This is a genomic window from Cryptosporangium minutisporangium (genome assembly GCF_039536245.1).
Classification (GTDB): Bacteria; Actinomycetota; Actinomycetes; order Mycobacteriales; family Cryptosporangiaceae; genus Cryptosporangium; species Cryptosporangium minutisporangium.
Genome location: NZ_BAAAYN010000011.1, coordinates 51,204 through 70,571 on the forward strand (window position 1 = coordinate 51,204; position 19,368 = coordinate 70,571).

General features: G+C 70.7%; 17 protein-coding genes. 7 read left to right on the top strand and 10 right to left on the bottom strand.

Annotated features, from left to right (window positions below; translation table 11 throughout):
- The first annotated feature begins 2 nt into the window (after positions 1–2).
- Positions 3–1,316, top strand: a complete 1,314-nt coding sequence (locus ABEB28_RS08485; protein ID WP_345727424.1) for a TetR/AcrR family transcriptional regulator — start codon at positions 3–5, stop codon at positions 1,314–1,316.
- Here ABEB28_RS08485 and ABEB28_RS08490 read toward each other — a convergent pair.
- Entirely contained in the window at positions 1,308–3,131 is a 1,824-nt protein-coding gene (locus tag ABEB28_RS08490) for a flavin-containing monooxygenase (RefSeq protein ID WP_345727652.1), read from the bottom strand. The two genes, ABEB28_RS08485 and ABEB28_RS08490, sit on opposite strands and share 9 nt — an antisense overlap.
- A gap of 16 nt (positions 3,132–3,147) precedes the next feature.
- Positions 3,148–4,530, bottom strand: a complete 1,383-nt coding sequence (locus tag ABEB28_RS08495; protein ID WP_345727425.1) for an aromatic ring-hydroxylating oxygenase subunit alpha — start codon at positions 4,528–4,530, stop codon at positions 3,148–3,150.
- Between the two features lie 181 nt (positions 4,531–4,711).
- Here ABEB28_RS08495 and ABEB28_RS08500 point away from each other — a divergent pair, with 181 nt between their 5' ends.
- Positions 4,712–5,854, top strand: coding sequence for an FAS1-like dehydratase domain-containing protein (locus ABEB28_RS08500; protein ID WP_345727426.1), 1,143 nt, complete (start codon positions 4,712–4,714; stop codon positions 5,852–5,854).
- Here the strand turns inward: ABEB28_RS08500 and ABEB28_RS08505 are convergent.
- A complete protein-coding gene (locus ABEB28_RS08505) occupies positions 5,851–7,434 on the bottom strand; it encodes a class I adenylate-forming enzyme family protein (RefSeq protein WP_345727427.1) in 1,584 nt (527 codons plus the stop codon). The two genes, ABEB28_RS08500 and ABEB28_RS08505, sit on opposite strands and share 4 nt — an antisense overlap.
- 128 nt (positions 7,435–7,562) lie before the next feature.
- On the opposite strand from ABEB28_RS08505, the gene ABEB28_RS08510 reads away from it, so the two are divergent.
- Positions 7,563–8,285 (top strand): IclR family transcriptional regulator, encoded by a 723-nt coding sequence (locus ABEB28_RS08510; protein WP_345727428.1) that lies wholly within the window; start codon positions 7,563–7,565, stop codon positions 8,283–8,285.
- A 7-nt stretch (positions 8,286–8,292) separates the two neighbouring features.
- Here the strand turns inward: ABEB28_RS08510 and ABEB28_RS08515 are convergent, their stop codons facing one another.
- The 7 genes from ABEB28_RS08515 to ABEB28_RS08545 form a co-directional block, all read right to left on the bottom strand.
- Positions 8,293–8,499: a hypothetical protein gene (locus ABEB28_RS08515; RefSeq protein ID WP_345727429.1), complete on the bottom strand. Its 207-nt coding sequence runs from the start codon at positions 8,497–8,499 to the stop codon at positions 8,293–8,295.
- Positions 8,499–9,239 (bottom strand): 2-oxo acid dehydrogenase subunit E2, encoded by a 741-nt coding sequence (locus ABEB28_RS08520; protein ID WP_376981110.1) that lies wholly within the window; start codon positions 9,237–9,239, stop codon positions 8,499–8,501. Before ABEB28_RS08520 ends, ABEB28_RS08515 begins: the two co-directional genes overlap by 1 nt.
- A gap of 7 nt (positions 9,240–9,246) precedes the next feature.
- Positions 9,247–10,602: a dihydrolipoyl dehydrogenase gene (lpdA, locus tag ABEB28_RS08525; RefSeq protein ID WP_345727430.1), complete on the bottom strand. Its 1,356-nt coding sequence runs from the start codon at positions 10,600–10,602 to the stop codon at positions 9,247–9,249.
- Positions 10,599–10,844: a biotin/lipoyl-containing protein gene (locus tag ABEB28_RS08530; protein ID WP_345727431.1), complete on the bottom strand. Its 246-nt coding sequence runs from the start codon at positions 10,842–10,844 to the stop codon at positions 10,599–10,601. Before ABEB28_RS08530 ends, lpdA begins: the two co-directional genes overlap by 4 nt.
- A complete protein-coding gene (locus ABEB28_RS08535) occupies positions 10,841–11,818 on the bottom strand; it encodes an alpha-ketoacid dehydrogenase subunit beta (protein ID WP_345727653.1) in 978 nt (325 codons plus the stop codon). Before ABEB28_RS08535 ends, ABEB28_RS08530 begins: the two co-directional genes overlap by 4 nt.
- Before the next feature lie 29 nt (positions 11,819–11,847).
- Positions 11,848–12,786, bottom strand: coding sequence for a thiamine pyrophosphate-dependent dehydrogenase E1 component subunit alpha (locus tag ABEB28_RS08540; RefSeq protein ID WP_345727654.1), 939 nt, complete (start codon positions 12,784–12,786; stop codon positions 11,848–11,850).
- A 204-nt stretch (positions 12,787–12,990) separates the two neighbouring features.
- Entirely contained in the window at positions 12,991–14,208 is a 1,218-nt protein-coding gene (locus ABEB28_RS08545) for an ABC transporter substrate-binding protein (protein ID WP_345727432.1), read from the bottom strand.
- A gap of 289 nt (positions 14,209–14,497) precedes the next feature.
- Between ABEB28_RS08545 and ABEB28_RS08550 the strand changes: the two genes are divergently transcribed.
- The 4 genes from ABEB28_RS08550 (at position 14,498) to ABEB28_RS08565 (ending at position 19,335) form a co-directional block, all read left to right on the top strand.
- Positions 14,498–16,528: a branched-chain amino acid ABC transporter permease gene (locus ABEB28_RS08550; protein ID WP_345727433.1), complete on the top strand. Its 2,031-nt coding sequence runs from the start codon at positions 14,498–14,500 to the stop codon at positions 16,526–16,528.
- A gap of 37 nt (positions 16,529–16,565) precedes the next feature.
- Complete coding sequence (locus ABEB28_RS08555; RefSeq protein WP_345727434.1) at positions 16,566–17,396, top strand: ABC transporter ATP-binding protein; 831 nt, start codon at positions 16,566–16,568, stop codon at positions 17,394–17,396.
- Positions 17,393–18,106, top strand: coding sequence for an ABC transporter ATP-binding protein (locus ABEB28_RS08560; RefSeq protein ID WP_345727435.1), 714 nt, complete (start codon positions 17,393–17,395; stop codon positions 18,104–18,106). Before ABEB28_RS08555 ends, ABEB28_RS08560 begins: the two co-directional genes overlap by 4 nt.
- 149 nt (positions 18,107–18,255) lie before the next feature.
- Entirely contained in the window at positions 18,256–19,335 is a 1,080-nt protein-coding gene (locus ABEB28_RS08565) for a GGDEF domain-containing protein (RefSeq protein WP_345727436.1), read from the top strand.
- Positions 19,336–19,368: the final 33 nt, after the last annotated feature.

Sequence of the window (19,368 nt, forward strand, 5' to 3'; positions counted from 1 at the left end):
TGGTGACACGACCTCGCGGGTCCGTGGCGGCCGGCTCGCCGCCCCTGGACGGTGCCCGCCGCTCCGAGATTCTGCACATCGCTTCCGACCTGTTCGCGGCGTCCGGATACACCCGGACGTCACTGAAGGACGTGGCGGACGCCTGCGGGATCCTGCCCGGCAGCCTGTACCACCACTTCGACTCCAAGCAGGCGATCGCGACCGAACTCCTGGAGCGCTACTACGCGGAGCTGGACGAGATCGGCGGTCGCTGGGTCGACGACCCGCCGCTCGGGCCGGCCGCCCGTACCGCCGACCGGATCACGGCGCTCGGCATCGCGATCGCCGAGTGCGCGGTGCGCCACGGTGCCGCGCTGCATCTCGCCGCGTACGAGCCGCACGCGGGTGCGTCCCCCGACCTGGTGGGGCTCGCGCGCCGGAAGCCGGAGGCGGTCACCGCGGCGATGCAGCGGATCCTGGACGACGCCGCGACCCGCGGCGACCTGGTGGAGCGGGTCGATCCCACGCTGCTCACTCATCAGCTCGTCGAGACGATGCTGCACGTGGGCCTGGGCCGGCTGCACAAAGACGGCTCACCGGCGCGCACCGCGACGCTGCTCTGCGCGATGGTCTTGCGGGGCCTGGCGAACCAGCCGCCCGCCGACCGGGCCCTGAACCGCTCGGCCGCGATGGGCGCCGCCTCGGCGACGATCGCACAGTGGTCCGCCGCCGCAGACGACGACGTCGACGAGCGGCGGGCCGCGCTGCGCGCGGTAGCCCGCGTGGAGTTCGCCCGCCGGGGTTACGAGGCGACGACGATCCGGGACATCGCCTCGGCCGCCGGCATGGGCACCGGAACCGTGTACCGGCTGGTCGACGGCAAGGAGGCGCTGCTCGCCTCGATCATGAACACGTTCTACACCCGGCTGTCCGCCGGCTACGAAGCCGTGGCCGGGGCGCCTGCCACGGCGATCGAGAGGCTGGACGCGCTGACCTGGCTCAACATCAACGCCCGGGAGCGGTTCAGCCAGGAGTTCGAGATCCAGCAGGCGTGGTTCCGGTCGTACCCGCCGGAGACGAGCACGCTCTCGGACTCGCTGCGGGAGCGCACCCGCATCGTCCGGGCCATCGTCGGGATCGGCCTGGACCGCGAGGAGATCCGCACGGACCAGATCGCGGGGCACGTCACCTCGTTGGACGAGCTGACGCCGTGCGTCCGCGACCTGATCTGGGTGCCGCCGAGCGTCGTCGGACGGACCACGACGCGGGGTGTGCTCGCACACGCCCGCGCCACGGTCCTCCGCGGGGCTCTCGCCCCTGCTGCTCGATCAGCCTAGGGAGAGTCCCTCCAAGTCGCCGCGCTCCCGCCACGCCTTGAGCAGGTCGTCCATCGCGTAGAAGCCCGGCCCGTACGGCTCGCCGAACTGAGACCGGAGCCGTGGTTCGCCCTCGCCGTTGAAGTACCCCGGGGTGCAGGCGCGCGAGAAGGCGGAGTTGTCGAACGCGGTCTCCCGGACCGTCGTCACCCACGCGGCCTGAGCCTCTTGCGACGGTTCCACCGTCTTCGCACCCCGCGCCAGGGCCTCCCGGATCACGTAGGAGATGTGCTCTGCCTGCTGCTCGAACACCGCGGTGACGGCCGCGGTGATGCCACCCTGGATGAACCCGACGAAGAACGCGTTGGGGAATCCGTGGCTCGTCATGCCGTGCAGCGTCTGGAAGCCGTCGGCCCAGTGGTCGTAGAGCGACAGCCCGTCGCGGCCGGCGAACGGCTTGACGCCCATCTTGCGGTCGAGGTCGGTGGTGGCCTCGAATCCGCTGGCGAAGACGATGCAGTCGACCTCGTGCTCCACGCCGTGGGCGACGACACCCTTCGCGGTGATCCGCTCGACGCCCTTGGTGTCCGACACGTCGACGAGCGTCACGTTGGGGCGGTTGAACGTCGGCAGGTACTCGTCGTTGAAGACCGGCCGCTTGCACAGGTAGTTGTAGTACGGCTTGAGCGTCTCGGCCGTCACCGGATCCTTGACGATCGACGCGATCCGGTCGCGCAGCCGCTGCGTGTAGCGGTGGTCGATCTCTTCCCGCAGCGCCATGAACTTCGCCGGGTCGGCCAGCGCGCCCCAGCCGTTCGTGGCGTCGAGGTGCGCCTGCAGGTTGCGGGCGATCTCGGTCCAGCCGTCACAGATCAGGTCGGCCTGACCGGGGGCGAACGCCTCGAACGCCGCGGTGTGGAAGTTGCGGCGGCGCACCTCCTGCCACCCCGGCTCGAGCGTCGCCGCCCACTCCGGGGTGACCGTGACGTTGCCCCGCTCGTTGATGTACGAGGGCGTGCGCTGGAAGACGTAGAGGTGCTCGGCGCCGGCCGCCAGGTGCGGGATCGACTGGGCGCCGCTCGCCCCGGTGCCGATGATCGCCACCCGCTTGTCGCCGAGCTCGTCGAGACCGCCGCGGATGTCACCGCCGGTGTACTCGTAGTCCCAGCGCGCGGTGTGGAACGTGTGTCCCTTGAAGTCGGCGATGCCGGGGATGCCGGGGAGCTTCGGGCGATGGAACGGCCCCTGGCACATCACGACGAACCGCGCCCGGATGTCGTCGTCCCGGTTCGTGCCGACCCGCCAGCGTTCGATCTCCTCGTCCCACCGCAGCGAGCGCACCAGCGTGTGGAAGATCGCGTTGTCGTACAGCCCGAAGTGTTTCCCGAGCCGCTGGCAGTGTTCGAAGACCTCGTCGCCGAGCGCGTACTTCTGCGTCGGGAGGTACCCGACCTCTTCCAGGAGCGGAAGGTAGGCCGTGGCGTCGGTGTCGATCTGGATGCCCGGGTACCGGTTCCAGTACCAGGCGCCGCCGAAGTCACCGCCGAGTTCGACGATCCGGACGTCGGACACGCCGGCCTGCTTGATCCGGCCGGCGGCCAGCAGCCCGGAGAAGCCACCGCCGAGGACGACGACCTCGACGTCCTCGTGGATCGGCAGCCGCGGCACGACCGGCGTGTAGGGGTCCGCCTCGTAGAACTCGGCGAACTCTCCCTCGGTCACCAGGTACTGCTCGCCGCCCTCCGGGCGGAGGCGCTTGTCCCGTTCGACGCGGTACTTCTCTCTCAACGCGTCGTGATCGACCTCGGGGGTCGCCGTAGGTGCGCAATTCTGCAAGTTCTGCATACCGTCCTCAGAGGGGCTTGGGAGCGCCGGTGCCGACGTACCGGGCGAGGTTGCGGTGGAAGTTGACGATGCCGCGCTCCCGATACGGGTTCGGCTTGTTGCCCTGGAACCCGTGCCGCTTCATGCCCTTCTGGATCGCGGCCATGTTGGAGAAGTCCTGCGGCAGGACGATGTGCGTCTCCCAGTACTCGTCGTCGACCGGGGTGTGGATCCACGGCGCCTGGGGGTCCTCGCCGGGCGGGAAGATCTCGTAGACCGCCGCCTCGAAGATGCACTTGTTCGGGTCGTCACCCAGCGGCCGGGCGCTGTAGCAGAGCGCGTTGTTCAGCCCGTGGCCGATCTGGAAGTTCGGGAACACCTGCCAGGCGGTGCCGCTCGCGGCGGTCTGCTCCGGGGTCGGCGACGGCCAGATCACGCCGCGCGCCTCGTCGTCGCGCCGGGCCGAGGACAGCCAGTGCTTGAGCACGACGTCCGGCGGCGTGCCCTCCGGCAGCTCGTCGACCAGCCGGTTCGCGGCGTCCACCAGGGTCTGCGTGGTGTTGGTGTTCACCGCTTCCCAGGTGAAGTTCTGCATCTTGGCGGTGGAGATGCGCGGGTCCTCGGTGCCCTGGGCGATGCGGACCTTGGCCTGGTTCTCCTCCATGCCCTTGGGCGCGTCGTACCCGATGTGGCTGTGCGTGCCCATCGCCCGCGACCAGCCGAGGAAGCTGCCGAAGACGCGGAACTCCGGGTGCGTCACCGGCACGTGGTAGGTCTCCATGAACGCCTCGAGCGCGACTTTCCAGTTGCAGTCGAACTCCAGCCAGCGGCGCCACCGGCACCGCATGTTCTCCAGCTGGAACGGTTCGAGCAGGCTCGCCATCGGCTCGAGGTACTCGCGTAACGGCTCGGCGTTCGGGTTCATCGTGAGCCAGATCCAGCCGCCCCACGTGTCGACCTGCACCTGGGGCAGCCGGTACGAGTCCAGATCCGGCCCGCCGGGCCCCCAGTCCTCGGCTTCGGTGACGTACGTGCACGCACCCTCGGTGTCGTACCGCCACCCGTGGAACCCGCAGACGAACTGCCGACGGCGGCCACGGGCGTCGTGCTCGCCGGGCTCGGTGTCGATGAGCGGGCGCCCGCGGTGCGAGCACACGTTCGAGTAGGCCTTGAACGTGTCCTCACCGGTGCGGATGACGATGAACTCGTCGTCGGCGATGGCGTACGTCAGGAAATCGCCGAACTTCGGCAGCTCGGAGACGCGGGCGACGTTCAGCCACACCTTCGACCAGAGCCTCTCCTTCTCCGCTTGCGCGTACTCCCGGGAGTAATAGGCCTCCACCGGGATGACGTACGGCTCGTCGAGGAGCGGCGCGGCGGTATCCGTCGGGTTTTCGACGGTCTCGGTCATGACTTTCTCCAACCCGTGCGGGGAGCGAACATCCACTGGATTTACAATCATTGCAAGGATTGCCCTGATAGCGAAAGAGGTGAACCGATTCCGAAGACCTCTCCTTGACACTCGGAGCCGGGCTTGCCTAACGTCCGTATCCGCGAACTGACGTTCGTATAAGCGAACGACGGGACCGAGGATGACTACTGAAACCACGCGTGAGTTCCCGAGCATCAACGCCCAGCAGGTGCAGGACCTGCGCGACATGATCGGCAAGCCGGTCCGCAGCGACCGGCCGCACATCAGCCAGCTGACCCCGGACGCGATCCGGCACTACGCACTGGGCATCGGCGACCGCAATCCGCTCTGGACGGACCCCGCCTACGCCGCGGCCCACGACCGACCGCAGCTCGCTCCGCCGTCGGCGCTGCTGGCCATGGACAAGGTCTTCAGCGGGTACGTCAGCGGCCTGCCGGGCATCCATGCCATGTACGCCGGCGCCACGTTCGAATTCACCCGGCCGCTCCGCGTCGGCGACCAGCTCACCGGTGAGGCGACGCTCGCGGAGCTGATCGAACGACCGAGCCGGTTCGCCGGGCGCTCCTGGCAGCAGATCTACCGCGTTCCGTTCCGTGACCCGGACGGCGAGCTGGTCTGCACCGGCCACTCCTACTGCTTCCGGACCGAGCGGGACAGCGCGAGAGAAAACAAGAAGTACGAGGAGATCCGGGTCGAGTGGACGCCGGACCAAATCGCGGAGATCGCCCAGCGGTACCGCGACGAGGAGGCACGCCGCCGGGGCGCGACCCCGCGCTACGTCGAGGACGTCTCGGTGGGCGACCCCCTCCCTCCGGTGACGAAGGGGCCCTACACCGCCACCACCGCGATCGCCTACCTCCTGGGCTGGGGTGGCCTCTACGTCCGCGCCCACGGCGACGCGTTCGATCTCTTCGACCGGCACCCGGCGCTCGGCATTCCGAACGAGTGGGGGGTGCCGGAGCCGCCGGAGCGCGTGCACTGGGACCCGGACCTTGCCCGGCGGGTCGGCGTGCCCGGCGCGTACGACTACGGGCCGGAGCGGGTCTCCTGGATGGGGCACGTGGTGACCGACTGGATGGGCGACGACGGCTTCCTGCAGTACCTCGACGTCCAGGTGCGGCGGCACAACGTCCTCGGTGAGCTGGTCACCTGCGACGGCGTGGTGACCGCCGTCGACCAGGCCACCGGCTCGGTCGAGGTGTCGCTGAACGCGGTGAACCAGGACGGTCACGAGTCCGCCCGCGGTAGCGCCAGGGTGGTCCTGCCCCAGCGCCCCGCCGACGACGGGCACCCGACGTCCTAAGCCGGCCATTCCTGCGCGAGCCGGTGTTTGAGGACCTTCCCGGCCTCATTCACCGGCAGCGCATCGGCGCGGACCCACCACCGGCTCGGGACGGCGAAGTGCGCCAGCGAACTCCCCGCCCAGCGCTCGAGCTCGTCCGGTGCGGGGTCCGCGCCGTCGGCGGGCACGACGACGGCCGCCACGACCTCGCCGAGGTCCGGGTCGGGCAGCCCGATCACGGCCACCTCCGCGACGTCCGGGTGCTCTTGCAACACGGTCTCCACCCGGGCAGCGGACACGTTCTCACCACCGCGGATGATGACGTCCTTGCGCCGACCGGTGATGTAGAGGAACCGGTCGGCGTCGACGTGGCCGACGTCGCCGGTGTGGATCCACCCGTCGGCGTCGAGCGTGGGGTCACCGGGCAGGCCCCAGTACCCGTCCATCGCGGCCGGCGACCGGACGAGCACCTCCCCCGCCCCGTCCGGGTCCGGATCGGCGATCCGCACCTCGACGACCGGGGCGAGCCGGCCCGAGCTGCCCGGACGCTCGGCGATCTGCGCACCGACGCCCGTGCTCACGACCCCGCCGGCCTCGGTGAGCCCGTACGTCCGGCCGATCCGGCGACGACTGTTCGGGAACGTGACGGAGACTCGCTCCAGGAGCTCGTCGCTGACCGGCGAGCCGCCCAGGACGATCGTCCGCAGCGTCGGGTAGCCACCGCGGGCCGCGTCCGGATGACGGATCAGACGCTCCATCATCGTGGGCACGCCGGAGAACATCGTGACGCCCTCCCGGTCGATCAGCCGGAGGACCTCCGCGGGGTCGAACCGGCCGGACAGGAACACGACCCGGCCTCCGGTCATCAGCGGCACCAGGACGAGCTGGATCGCTCCGATGTGGAAGAGCGGCAGGCCGACCAGCGTGACGCTCGCCGGAGCGTCCTCCGCGATCTCGTGCGGCAGCTTCCGGGAGACGACGAGCAGCGTCTGGAGGTTCGCCAGCAGCGCCCGGTGGCTGAGGACCGCGCCCTTCGGAAAGCCCGTGGTCCCCGCGGTGAACAGCACGACGGCGGGCGCGTCCTCGTCGCGGACGCCGCGGTCGTCGTCGCCGACGGCGGGCGCGTTCCACACGTCGTCGGTCACCAGTTCGGCCAGCGCGATCCGGCGCAGCCGCGGCGGCACCCGCTCGGCGCGCCGCTCGTCGCAGACGACGACGGTGGGGGTGACGACGCCGCACGCGTGCTCCAGCTCGGACACCGACCACCAGCCGTTGCACGGAACGGCGACGGCCCCCAACGCGATCACCGCGAAGAACGTCACCACCCACTCGGCGGAGTTCGCCGCGTAGAGCGCGACCCGGTCGCCCTCCTGCACCCCGTCGGCGCGCAGCCGCGCGGCCACGGCCTGCACGGCCCGGCGGTGCTGAGCGAAGGTGACCCGCCGCTCGCCCCGCACCAGGAAGACCCGGTCGGACCAGCGCGCCGACGCGTCGAGGACGTCGGACACGTCACGCGGTCGCCGTGCGTACATCAGGCAGGAATGGCCGTGCAGCGTGTCCTCGACCACCTCGCTGCCCCACCCGGAAGAAGGTTGAGCCATCGACGCTCCGTCCGTATATGTGAACTGGCGTTCGGTTATGCCAACGTAAGTGGCGCCGCGAGGCCTGTCAACGGGCCCCGGTACGGCAGGCGCACAATGGTGCGGACGTGGGTGCGGGAGGAGTAACGATGTCGGATGCCCTGGCGCGGGAGCACCGGACGGTCAGCCGGGTCACGACGATCCTGGAGGCCGCCGGTCAGAGCCGGGACGGAGTGCGCCTCGCCGGTCTGGCCGCGCTGCTGGGCGCCCCGAAGTCCTCGGTGCACGGCCTGGTGAAGGGTCTCGTCGCGACCGGTTACCTGGAGGAACAGGCCGGCGTCTACCGCCTGGGCCCGGCCCTGGACGTCCTGGTGCGACCGGCGCGCGCGGAGTTCACGCTGTCGGCCCGCCGTGCCCTGGAGAGCCTCCAGCAGACGTTCGACGAGACCGCGATCCTCTGCCGTCTGGTGGGGGACGCCGTCGTCTACGTGGAGATGGTGGAGTCCCGCCGGATGATTCGGTACTCGGCGCCGCTCAACCAGCGGCGACCGCTCTACCCGACCAGCTCGGGCAAGTGCTTCCTCGCCCACTTCTCGCCGCGTCGGCGGGCGGCCTACCTCGCCGAGCACGTCGAGGAGGCACGGCGTGCGCTGGTCGAGGACGAGTTGGAGCGCGTCCGCGAGCAGGGTTACGCCGTCAACCGGGGCGAGACGGTACCGGACGTCTCCGCGGCCGCGAGCCCGATCGTCGTGCAGGGCCGGGTCGTGGGCGCTCTGGCCGTGGCCGGTCCGAGTGCCCGGATGGCCGACGAGCTGGAGCAGGTCGCGGCCGCGGTGCGCGACGAGGCGGCCAAGGTGGCGCCACGCCTGTGACCGGCGATCAGCGGCTCTCCAACTCGGCGATCCGCGCCTCCAGGGTGGACACGATCGAGAGCAGCCCGAGCACCGCCTTGCGCATGACGATCTGGTCGTCCTTGTTGATCCGGGTGGCGTCCAGGTCCTTCAGCCGGTCGAGCAGGTCCGCCGTCAGCTCCGCGTTCGGGGCCGCCTCGATCTCCTGCACCGTGCTACCGATGTAGCCGGACATCAGGAACCTCCGATGGTCTGGTCGATCCAGGTGGGATCCTCGAGCCGCCGCTTGACGTCGGTCAGGAACCGCGCGGCGTCCGCGCCGTCGACGATCCGGTGATCGTAGGAGAGCGCGAGGTAGACCATCGACCGGATCGCCACCCACTCGCCGCCCTCGGCGTCGGTCAGGGCGACCGGGCGACGCACGACCGCGCCGGTGCCGAGGATCGCGGACTGCGGTGCGTTGATGATCGGGGTGTCGAACAGTGCGCCGCGGCTCCCGGTGTTCGTGATCGTGAACGTCCCGCCGCTCCCCTCGTCCGGCCGGAGTTTGCTCTCCCGAGTGCGGGTCGCGACGTCGTCGATCGCGACGGCCAGGCCCGCCAGGTCCAGTTCCTGAGCGTCCCGGATCACCGGCACCATCAGCCCGCGCTCGGTGTCGACCGCGATCCCCAGGTGCTGCGCCGGGTGGTACTCGATCTCGTGCGTCTCCGGAACCACCGACGCGTTGACGACCCGGTGCTCGGCCAGCGCCTGGACCGCGGCGAGCGCGAAGAACGGGAGGTAGGACAGCCCGACGCCGTGCCGGGACCGGAACGCGTCCTTGGTCCGGCGGCGGGCCTCGGTGATCCCGCTGACGTCCGCCTCGACGACGGACGTCAGCTGCGCGGACGTCTGCAGCGACTCGACCATCCGGGTCGCGATGATCTTCCGCATCCGGGTCATCCGCTCCCGGTAGGGAGCCTGTACCTGTGTCATGAACGCCCTATCCGTGAACGTGGAGCGGCTTCCCGGCCAGCAGCAGGTGCGCCTCGCCGATCGCCTCGGACTGGGTGGGGTGGGGGTGAATCAGCGTCGCCACCTGCGACGGAGGCGGCTGGAGCGCGTAGAGCACCTGGGCTTCCGCGATCAGCTCGCTCACCCGGTCACCGACGAGGTGGGTCCCCACGACGCGATCGCCGGTCGCGACCAGCTTCACCGCGCCGCGGGTGCCGAGGATCGCCGAGCGCCCGTTGCCGGTGAGGTCGTAGGTGACGGTCCGCACGGCGTCGGCACCGTACCGGTCGACGGCCTGCCGCTCGGTGAGCCCCACCGAGGCCACCTCGGGTGAGCTGTAGGTGACCCGCGGGACGCCGTCGTAGTCGATCGGATCGACGTCCAGCCCGGCGAGGTGCTCCGCGGCCAGGATGCCCTCGGCGAAGCCGGCGTGTGCCAGCTGCGGTGTGTTCAGGAGGTCGCCCACCGCGTAGACCCCCGGCACGGAGGTACGGCCGAACTCGTCGACGACGACGTGGCCGTCGCGCAGCTCGACCGGCAACCCCTCGGTGTTCGGACGCCGCCCGACCGCCACCAGCAGCACCTCGGCGTCGAGGGTGGCGCCGTCGGCCAGCGTGACCCGCGCACCGTCCGCGGTTTGTTCGACCGCGGTGGCCCGCGCACCGAGCCGGAGCCCGATCTTCCGCCGCCGGAACGCCCGTTCGAGCAGCTTGGAGCTGTCCTCGTCCTCGTTCGGCAGCAGGTGCGGGAGTGCCTCGACGATCGTCACCGAAGCACCCAGGGACGTCCAGGCCGAGGCGAACTCGCAGCCGATGACGCCGCCGCCCAGCACCACCGCGGAGCTCGGCACGGCGTCCAGCCGCAGCGCGTCGTCCGAGGTGAGCACCGTGCGGCCGTCCACGGTGATGCCCCGGGGCACCACCGGCGCGGACCCGGTCGCGACGACCACGGCGGATCCCCGGTACTCGTCGTCGCCGACCCGCACCGTGTCGGGAGCGACGAGCTGCCCCTCCCCCGAGATCACCGTGATGCCCCGACCGGCGATCAGGCCCTGCAGGCCCTTCCAGTTCTTGGCGATCACCGCGTCCATGTACTTGTGGACACCCGCCATGTCGACGCCGTCGAACGTCGCCCGGATGCCGACGCCTGCGCTGCCACGGGTGGCGTCCGCGACCTCGCCGGCGTGCAGCAGCGCCTTGGTCGGGATGCACCCGCGGTGCAGGCAGGTGCCCCCGACCCGGTCCTTCTCCACCAGCGTGACGGTCTTGCCGAGCTCGGCGGCGCGGAGAGCGGCGGCATAACCACCGCTGCCGCCGCCGAGCACGACCAAATCCGAGAAACTCACGGCACCTCGATCGCGGCGATCTCGGTGCCGACCGGGTAGACCTCCTCGGGCTCGGCGGTGCCGTGCCGGAGGATCCCGGACGCCGGGGCGGCCACCTCGTTCTCCACCTTGTCGGTCGCGACGACGTAGATCGGCTGCTCCTCCTCGACCGGCTGCCCGTCCTCGACGAGCCACTCCAGGAAGGTCACCTCCGTCGTGGCCATCGTCAGCTTCGGAACCTGGACGGGGACTTTCTGGGTCATTTGCTGTATCCCACGGTTGCGCGAACGGCCGCAGCGATGCGGTCGGCGTTGGGGTAGACGGCGGCTTCCAGGTCCTTCGCGGCCGGAATCGGCCGGAACCGGGAGCCGACGCGGGCCACCGGAGCCCGCAATTGTCCGAACAGGCCGGTGTTGATCTGGGCGGCGATCTCGGCGCCGGGGCCGGCGAACTCGACCGCGTAGTGCGCCACGACCGCCCGGGCGGTCCGGCCGACCGACTCCAGCACCGCGGGCATGTCGAGCGGTACCAGCGTGCGCAGGTCGAGGACCTCCACGTCGATACCGTCCGCCTCCAGCGCGGTGGCGGCGTCCAGCGCGTCGTACACGCCCCGGCCGTACGTCACGACCGTGACGTCCGAGCCCGCGCGCTTGATGTCGGCCTTGCCGAACTCGACGACGTGGTTACCGGTCGGCACCGGGCCGCGCTTGCCGTAGAGCGCCGTGGTCTCCAGGAACAGCACCGGGTCGGGGTCGAAGATCGCGGCCTTCAGCAGGCCCTTCGCGTCCGCGGGGGTGCTGGGCACCACCACCTTGATGCCGGGCATGTGCATGAACCAGGCTTCCAGCGACTGCGAGTGGGTGGCGCCCGAGCCCAGCCCACCGAAGCTCGCGGTCCGGATCGTCACCGGGCACGGCGTGCGGCCGGCCGAGGTGAACCGGGCCTTGGCGGCGAGGTTCACGATCTGGTCCACGGCGATGCCGATGAAGTCCATGATCATGATCTCGGCGACCGGGAGCCGCCCCTCGATCGCGGCACCGATCGCGGCGCCCGCGATCGCGGCCTCCGAGATCGGCGTGTTCAGCACCCGGTCGGCACCGTGCTTGGTGGACAGGCCGGAGCTCACGTGGTTGACGCCGCTCGCCGGATCGGCGAGGTCCTCGCCGAGCAGGAACACCCGCTCGTCCTCGGCGAGCGCCTCGTCCAGGGCCGCGTTCAGCGCCGCCAGCACGGTCATCGTCTTGGTTCCGGTCTCTGTGACGGCGGTCACGACGGGATGCCCTCCATGTTCACGAAGACGTCCTGGTCGAGCTCGGCCAGGTCCGGGGCGGGTGCGGCGAGGACCTCGGCCAGCGCGGCCTCGACCTGCGCGGTGGCGTCCTCGTCGATCGCGGTGAGCTCGTCCGCGGAGAGCGCACCGGAGTCGAGCAGCTTCTGCCGGTACCGCGGGATCGGGTCGGCCTCCTTCGCCGCGGCCAGCTCCTCGGCCGGCAGGTACTTCTGCTGATCGCCGAAGTAGTGGCCCTCGAAGCGGAACGTCACCGCCTCGATGAACGTCGGGCCGCCGCCGCTCCGGCCGCGCTCGACCGCCGCGGTGACAGCCCGGTGGACGGCCTCGGGGTCGTTGCCGTCGACCCGCTCGCCCGGCATCGCGTACGCCAGGCGACGGTCGACGACCTGGTCGATGTTCATCGTGTCGCCGATCGGCGTCATCTCGGCCCAGAGGTTGTTCTGGCAGACGAAGACGACCGGCAGCTGCCACGTGGACGCCAGGTTCATGCCCTCGTGGAACGAGCCGGTGTTGGTCGCGCCGTCGCCGAAGCACACCGCGGTGACCCGGTCACTGCCCTGCTGCTTGGCCGCGAGCGCGAGCCCGACCGCGACCGGCACGCCGGCGCCGACGATCCCGGTGGTGAGCGCGACGCCCTGCTCGGGAGCGGTGATGTGCATGGTGCCGCCCTTGCCGCGGGAGGCGCCGATGCTCTTGCCCATGATCTCGCCGAGGATCTCGGTGAGCGGCACGCCCTTGCCGACCAGGTCGTGGATGCCCCGGTAGGTCGTCACGAGTCGGTCGTCCCGGCGCAGCGCGGCGCCGACACCGGCGGCGACCGCCTCCTGGCCACGGGACGGCCAGATCACCGCGAAGAACTCACCGCGGCCGATGCCTTTCCGCAACCGCGCGTCGACCGCTTGGGCCAGCGTCATCGTGATGTACAGGCGGCGAGCCAGATCGGTATCGGTCGGTAAATCCGTGGTCGACGTCAATCTGCACTCCTCGGTGAGCGTCTTCCGAATAAGGGAGGGAGGGCGAGGCGGAAACCTAACATTTGTTCCGCTCAAGCTAGCAACGGCTCTGAGCGAGCCGCAAGGGTGCGGCCTCCGCGGCCGGAGGCCGCACCCCGACGCACATCAGCCGCTGACGACCTTGCCGCAGAGCGGCGCTGCGTTCGGCTCGGGCACGAACGCGCTGCCCTTGAGCTTCAGGAAGTACTGGCACTGCTCGTCCGCGTCGATCGTGGTGAAGTCGCGCGGCGAGGGGTAGAGCCCGTCGGCGTCCCACGTCTTGTCCGCCCGCAGGTCGGAGATGACCTTCGCCTGCTCCGCGTCACAGCCCGCGACCTCGAGGCCGTGCAGGAACATGTCGGCGGTCATCCAGCCCATGGTCTGGGAGAACCCGGGGATACCGGACTTCGAGCCCGCGTGGTCCTTGAGCGCCTTCGCCATCCGCTCGGTGCCCTCGTTCTTCACCTCGTTCGGGGCCCACCCGGTGGTGAACGTGACACCCTGGCCCGCCTGCACCGCCGGAGCGGATTCCAGCAGGTCATTGCCGTACCCGGTGGCCGAGATGATCGCCTTCGGCGTGTAGCCCGCCTGCTTGAGCCCGGCCACGATCGCGAACGACGTGTCCGGGTTGATTCCGAACTGGACGACGTCGGCCTTCGACTGGATGATGCCGAGCACGATCGCGCCGACGTCCGTGCTGCCGAACGGCACCGTGGTGTTCACGTAGCCGCGCTTCAGACCGGCCGCCTCCGCGGACCGCATCGACGCCTCGAGGCCCTGCTGCGAGCTCGGGCTCTCGTAGGCCACTCCGGCGACCTTGGTCCCACCGACGCTCTTCAGGTACTCACCGGCGGTGGTGTACGTCTTGGAGTAGTTCGGGACGGGAATCGCCGGGAACAGGTTGTTCTTGGTGTTCTGCCATTCCTTCGCGCCGTCGAAGCCACCGCCCATGATCGGCGTGCCCTTGCCGACCGTGGTCAGGAACGGCGTGGCGCCGTAGAAGAACGAGCTGACCGCCAGGATCGAGTAGACCTTGTCCTGCTGGATGAGCTTCTGGGAAGCGGTCAGCGCACCCTGCGCGTTCGACTGGTCGTCCGCCTCGACGGTCTCGAACTTCTTGTCCGCGCACTTACCTCCGTCCTCTTCGTAGGCCGCGAGCCGGGCCTCCGCGCCGGACACCGTGCCCTTGAACGCCGCGCTGTTCGGGCCGCTCAGCGACGTCAGGATGCCCAACTTGACGGTGTCGCCGGCGGCTGTCCCGCCGCCCCCGTCGTCGCCGCACGCCGACACCGCGAGCACGACCGCACAGGCGGCTCCGATCGCGGTGATGCCTCTTTTGCGCATGTTCCACTCGTCCTCTCTGACAGTTGTGGAAACGTCGAAATTCAGATGGGTTGCACGCCGCGGGTCGGCGGCGCGGGCTCAGCGGTGGCGAAACCCGCTAGACGTGCGGCAAGGAGATGGCCGCCGAGTGGGCGAGCCGCCCCCTCCCCGAGAGTTTGAGGTGCGCAATCATTTCCAAGGATCGAAAAATTTACAAGCATTGACGTGGATCACACTGCATAGCACTCTGTGATGGATCCGCAGCGTGGGAGCGCGCAGACCGTTCCCGTCCCATGTGCTTGGAGGCTCCGTGCTCTCCTACGTCCTCGCCGGGCTGGCACTCGGCTCCATCTATGCGATAGCGGCGGGTTCCCTCGTCGTCACGTACGTCGCGTCCGGCATCTTCAGCCTTGCCTTCGCCGCGATGGCCTTCACCGTGGCGCGGGTGTACTACGCGCTGAACACCGAGGCGGGATGGCCGATCCTGCCGGCGGCCGTGGTCGCACTCCTGCTTTTCGCGCCGGTGCTGGGCATGGCCCTCTACTGGCTGCTCTTCCGCCATCTGCGCCAGCGCTCGATGCTGGTGAAGCTGATGGCCACGATGGGCCTCTCGGTCGCGCTCCCGCCGCTGGTGGAGCTCGTCATGGGACATCTGACGAGCGTCACCGCACCGGGCCTGGCACCGCGTCCGCTCGCGACCTGGCACCCGTTCGGGGCGGTGCTCAACGCCGACCAGCTCGTCGCCTACCTCGGACTCGCGGTGGTCCTGCTGCTCGGCGTCGGCGTGCTCCGCTTCACCGACGTCGGCCTGAAAGTCCGCGCGCTGGTCGACTCGGAGGCGCTGACCGGCCTGTCGGGCACCAGCCCCGGCCGCGTCTCGCTGGGCGTGTGGGCCGCGAGCGCCACCCTCGCCGGTCTGGCCGGCATCCTGATCGCGCCGACCGCCGGCCTCTCCGCCGAGGGCATGACCGTCCTGATGTCCGCGGCGTTCGCCGCGGTCGTCGCCGCTCGCCTGCGCAGCCTGCCGATCGCGGTCGGGGTCGCTCTGGCGATGGGTGTGGTCACGACCGTGATTCAGAAGTACCTGGACGCGGAGAGCTCGATCACCGCCGCCGTGGTGCCGAGCGTTCCGTTCGCGTTCATGCTCGTGTTCCTGCTCTACTACGCCGCTCGCGGACAGGCGGGTGACACCACCGCGGGTGGTGCGCTCGACCGCGCGATCAGCGTCCAGGACGAGACGCCGGCGACGACGACGGCGCGGGCATCGAACTCCGCGCTGAGCCGGTTCGGGCCGGGCCTCATCCCCACGGTCGTGTTCGTGGCGATCGTGGCGATGCTGCCGCTGATCCTCAGCGAGTACTGGGCCGGGCTGGCCGCGGCCGGCATCGCGCTGGCGATCGCACTGCTCTCCTACACGCTGGTCACCGGCGAGGGCGGCATGGTGTGGCTCTGCCAGATCACGTTCGCCGGGCTCGGCGCGGTGCTCTCCGCCGAGCTCGCGACTTACCAGGGGTGGCCGCCGCTGCTCGCGGTCGTCGCGGCCGCGCTCGTCGTCGTCCCGCTCGGGGTGATCCTCGGCGTCCTGACGATCCGGCTGGGCAACCTGTACGTCGCGCTCGTGACGCTGACGTTCGGCCTGCTGATCCAGACGCTGGTCTTCACCAGGGACCGGTTCTACAACTTCGGGTCGGGGCAGCCGATGCCGCGGCCGTCGTTCGCCCTGGACAACCAGACCTTCGCGCTGATCACGCTCGGCGCGTTCCTCATCCTCGGGCTGGTCGTGCTCAACCTCCGGCGATCCACCGCGGGGCTGGCGATGAGCGCGGTCCGCTGGAGCGAGAACGGCTCCCGGACGCTGGGCATCAGCGTCCTGCAGGCCAAGGTCCTGGTCTCCGGGGTGGCGTCGTTCGTCGCCGCGATCGGCGGCGGGTTCCTCGCGATGAACTTCCAGTCGTCGCTGCCCGACTCGTTCGCACCGTTCCTCGGCCTGGTGTGGCTGGCCGTGCTGGTGACGCTGGGATCGCGGTCGATCATGGCCGCGCTCGCGGCCGGGTTGCTGTACTACCTGATGCCCGGCCTGTTCTCCACCTACGTGCCGTCGGAGTTCGCGGGCATCCCGGTCATCCTGTTCGGCCTCGGCGCGATCGCACTGGCAAACCACCCGGAGGGCGTTGTCGCGCAGAACGGCGCCGCGATCGCCCGTCTCGCAGCCCGCTTCCGCTCCGGCCGGGCCGAGCCGGTCGCGGCTTTCGCCGCCACCCCGGCAGCGTCCGGAGGAACCGCGGCGGCCACCCCGGACGCGGCGGACGCCGTCGCAGGCACGGCGGGAGACCGGGCATGACGCTCTGCCTCGACCGACTCGCTTCGGAGGATCACGCATGACTGCGGTGGCGGAAGAGAAGGCCCCGGCGACCACGGCCCGGCTGGAGGCACGGGGTGTGACCGTGCGGTTCGGTGGCCTGGTCGCGCTCAACGACGTCGACGTGCAGGTACCCGCGCAGTCGATCGTCGGGCTGGTCGGACCGAACGGCGCGGGGAAGAGCACGCTGTTCGGCGTCCTGTCCGGACTGCTCAAGCCGACCGCGGGCACGGTGCTGATGGACGGCGAGGACGTCACCTCGGCGTCACCGCAGGCCCGCGCCCGGCGCGGGCTGGCCAGGACGTTCCAGCACCCGGAGCTGTTCTCGACGCTGACCGTGCGCGAGCACATCGTCCTGGGCTACCGGATTCGCCACGCCAAGCGCCGCCTCTGGACCGACCTGCTGACCGGCGGCGGGTTCCGCCGTCCGCCGGCTGCCGAGACCGAGCGGGTCGACGCGCTCGTCGACGCGCTCCACCTCGGTGGTGTGCAGCACTCGCCCGCAGCCGGGCTGCCGCTCGGCACCAGCCGCCTGGTCGAGGTGGCCCGCGCGCTCGCCGTCGACCCGCGCGTCCTGCTCCTCGACGAGCCGTCGTCCGGTCTGGACGTCCGGGAGACCGAGGAGCTCGCCGCGACGCTGCGCCAGCTCGTCGCCGACCACGGCGTCTCGCTGCTGCTGGTCGAGCACGACGTACCGCTGGTGCTCGGGATGTGCGACCGGGTGCACGTCCTGGACTTCGGCATCTGCATCGCCGCCGGCACCCCGACCGAGATCCGGGACGACCCGGCGGTGCGCGCGGCGTACCTCGGCACGGCCGTCGACGAGACCACGGAGGAGGAGCCGGCATGACCGAAACGCTCACGGTCGAGAACCTGTCGGTGCGGTACGGCGCGGCGCAGGCGCTGGCCGACGTCTCGTTCGAGATCCCACCGAACAGCGCGCTGGCGGTTCTCGGACCCAACGGCGCGGGCAAGAGCACGCTGGCCAGGGCGCTGTCCGGGCTGGTGCCGAAGACGGAAGGCTCGGTGCGCTTCGGCGATCAGGACCTGACCAGGCTGTCCGCGGCGAAGGTGCGCCGGGCCGGCATCGTTCACCTGCCCGAGGGACGCGGGGTGTTCCCGGGGCTGACGGTGCTGGAGAACCTGCGGATGGGGCTCGCGGTGGAGAAACGACGCCGCGCCGAAGGGCTGGACCGCGCTTTCGAGCTCTTCCCGGTGCTCGGCGAACGCCGTCGGCAGCTGGCCGGGACACTCTCCGGCGGTGAGCAGCAGATGCTCTCGCTCGCCAGGGCGCTGATGGTAGAGCCGAAGCTGGTCATCGCCGACGAGATGTCACTGGGGCTGGCCCCGAAGCTGGTCGACCTGATCTTCGAGAGCCTCGAGCGGGCCCGGTCGGCCGGCGTCTCGGTGCTGCTCATCGAACAGTTCGCCGGGCGGGCGCTGGAGTTCGCCGACCAGTGCCTGATCCTGCAGCGCGGCCGGACGTCCTGGACGGGCCCGGCGGACGCGGCCGGCGAGGAGCTGCTCCACCGCTACCTGGGCGAGGCCACCGCCGCCTGAGCGCCGCTCGGCTGCCGGACCGGTCAGGTCCGGCCGTCACCTGCCGACGAGGAACAAGGGCAGTGCGTCAGCGGCGGGTGGCGAAAGGCAGCGAGATGCGATTCCGGCGGGCCGGTCGGGGGCGACCACGATCCCCCGCCGGTCCGCCGGTGCCGGAGAACGCCGGGGAGCTCGACGCGCTGCACCAGCGGCGCCGCACCACCGAGCTCACCGGCATCGGCGTCGGCGTCGTGGGCTTCCTGCTGGTCGCGCTCACCTGGTCGATCCGGGGCCTGCTGCCGCGCGAGCTGGCGGAGGTGGCCCCGCTCAGCAGTTCCCTGTTCGCGCCGCTGACTCTCGCGGTCTGTGCCGCGGGCGTGTTGGGGCTGCGCTCGATCCGGAATTCCCGTCGGTACGCCCAGGTGGGCGTATTGCAGATCGCGCTCAGCGTGGGCGCGGTCTTGGCGGCCGTGGTCGTGATGCCGGTGACCAGCCGGGGCGCAGCCGCCTGCCTGATCGTGCTCCCGATTCTGGTGGCGGGCATCCGGTTCGGCCGTCGGGGCGCGCTGCTCACCTGGGCCTGCGGGGTGGTCGGCCACGCCGTCGTCTCCGTGGTCGTCGCCGTCGTCGCGGAGCACCGCATCGCCACCGGACGGGCCACCGAGGCGGCGATCACCGGGTGGATGTTCGCGGCCGTGCTCGGGTTCATCGCCGCCTGGACGGTCGGCAGCCAGAGCGCCGCGGTGGACCGGCACCTCGCCGCGCTGGCGGCTGCCCGGGACGCGCTCCAGCACCAGGCGACCCACGACGCGCTGACCGGCCTGGCCAACCGCGGCGTGCTCTACGGCCCCTGTGCCGCGCTGCACGACGCCGGCGCGCTGCTCGGCATCGATCTGGACGGCTTCAAAGGGGTGAACGACACCTACGGCCACGCGACCGGCGACGCGGTCCTGTGCGCCGTCGCGAACCGGCTGCGCGCCTGCGTCGGACCGGAGGACCTCGTCGTCCGGATGGGTGGCGACGAGTTCGTCGTCGTGCTTCGCGGCGCCAACCGGGACGTGGCCGAGTCCGTGGCAGATCGAATCCGGGCGGCGGTCACGCTGCCGGTGCCGACCGCCGACGGCCCGCTGAGCGTCGGCGTGAGCGTCGGCATCGCGGTGGCGCAGGGACCCGGCCTGTGGGACGTCGACGCGCTGGCCGCCCAGGCCGATGCGCGGATGTACGCGGAGAAGGCAGCACACCGCCGCTGACCACCTGATTCAACAAGCCGTGGAAGATGCTCT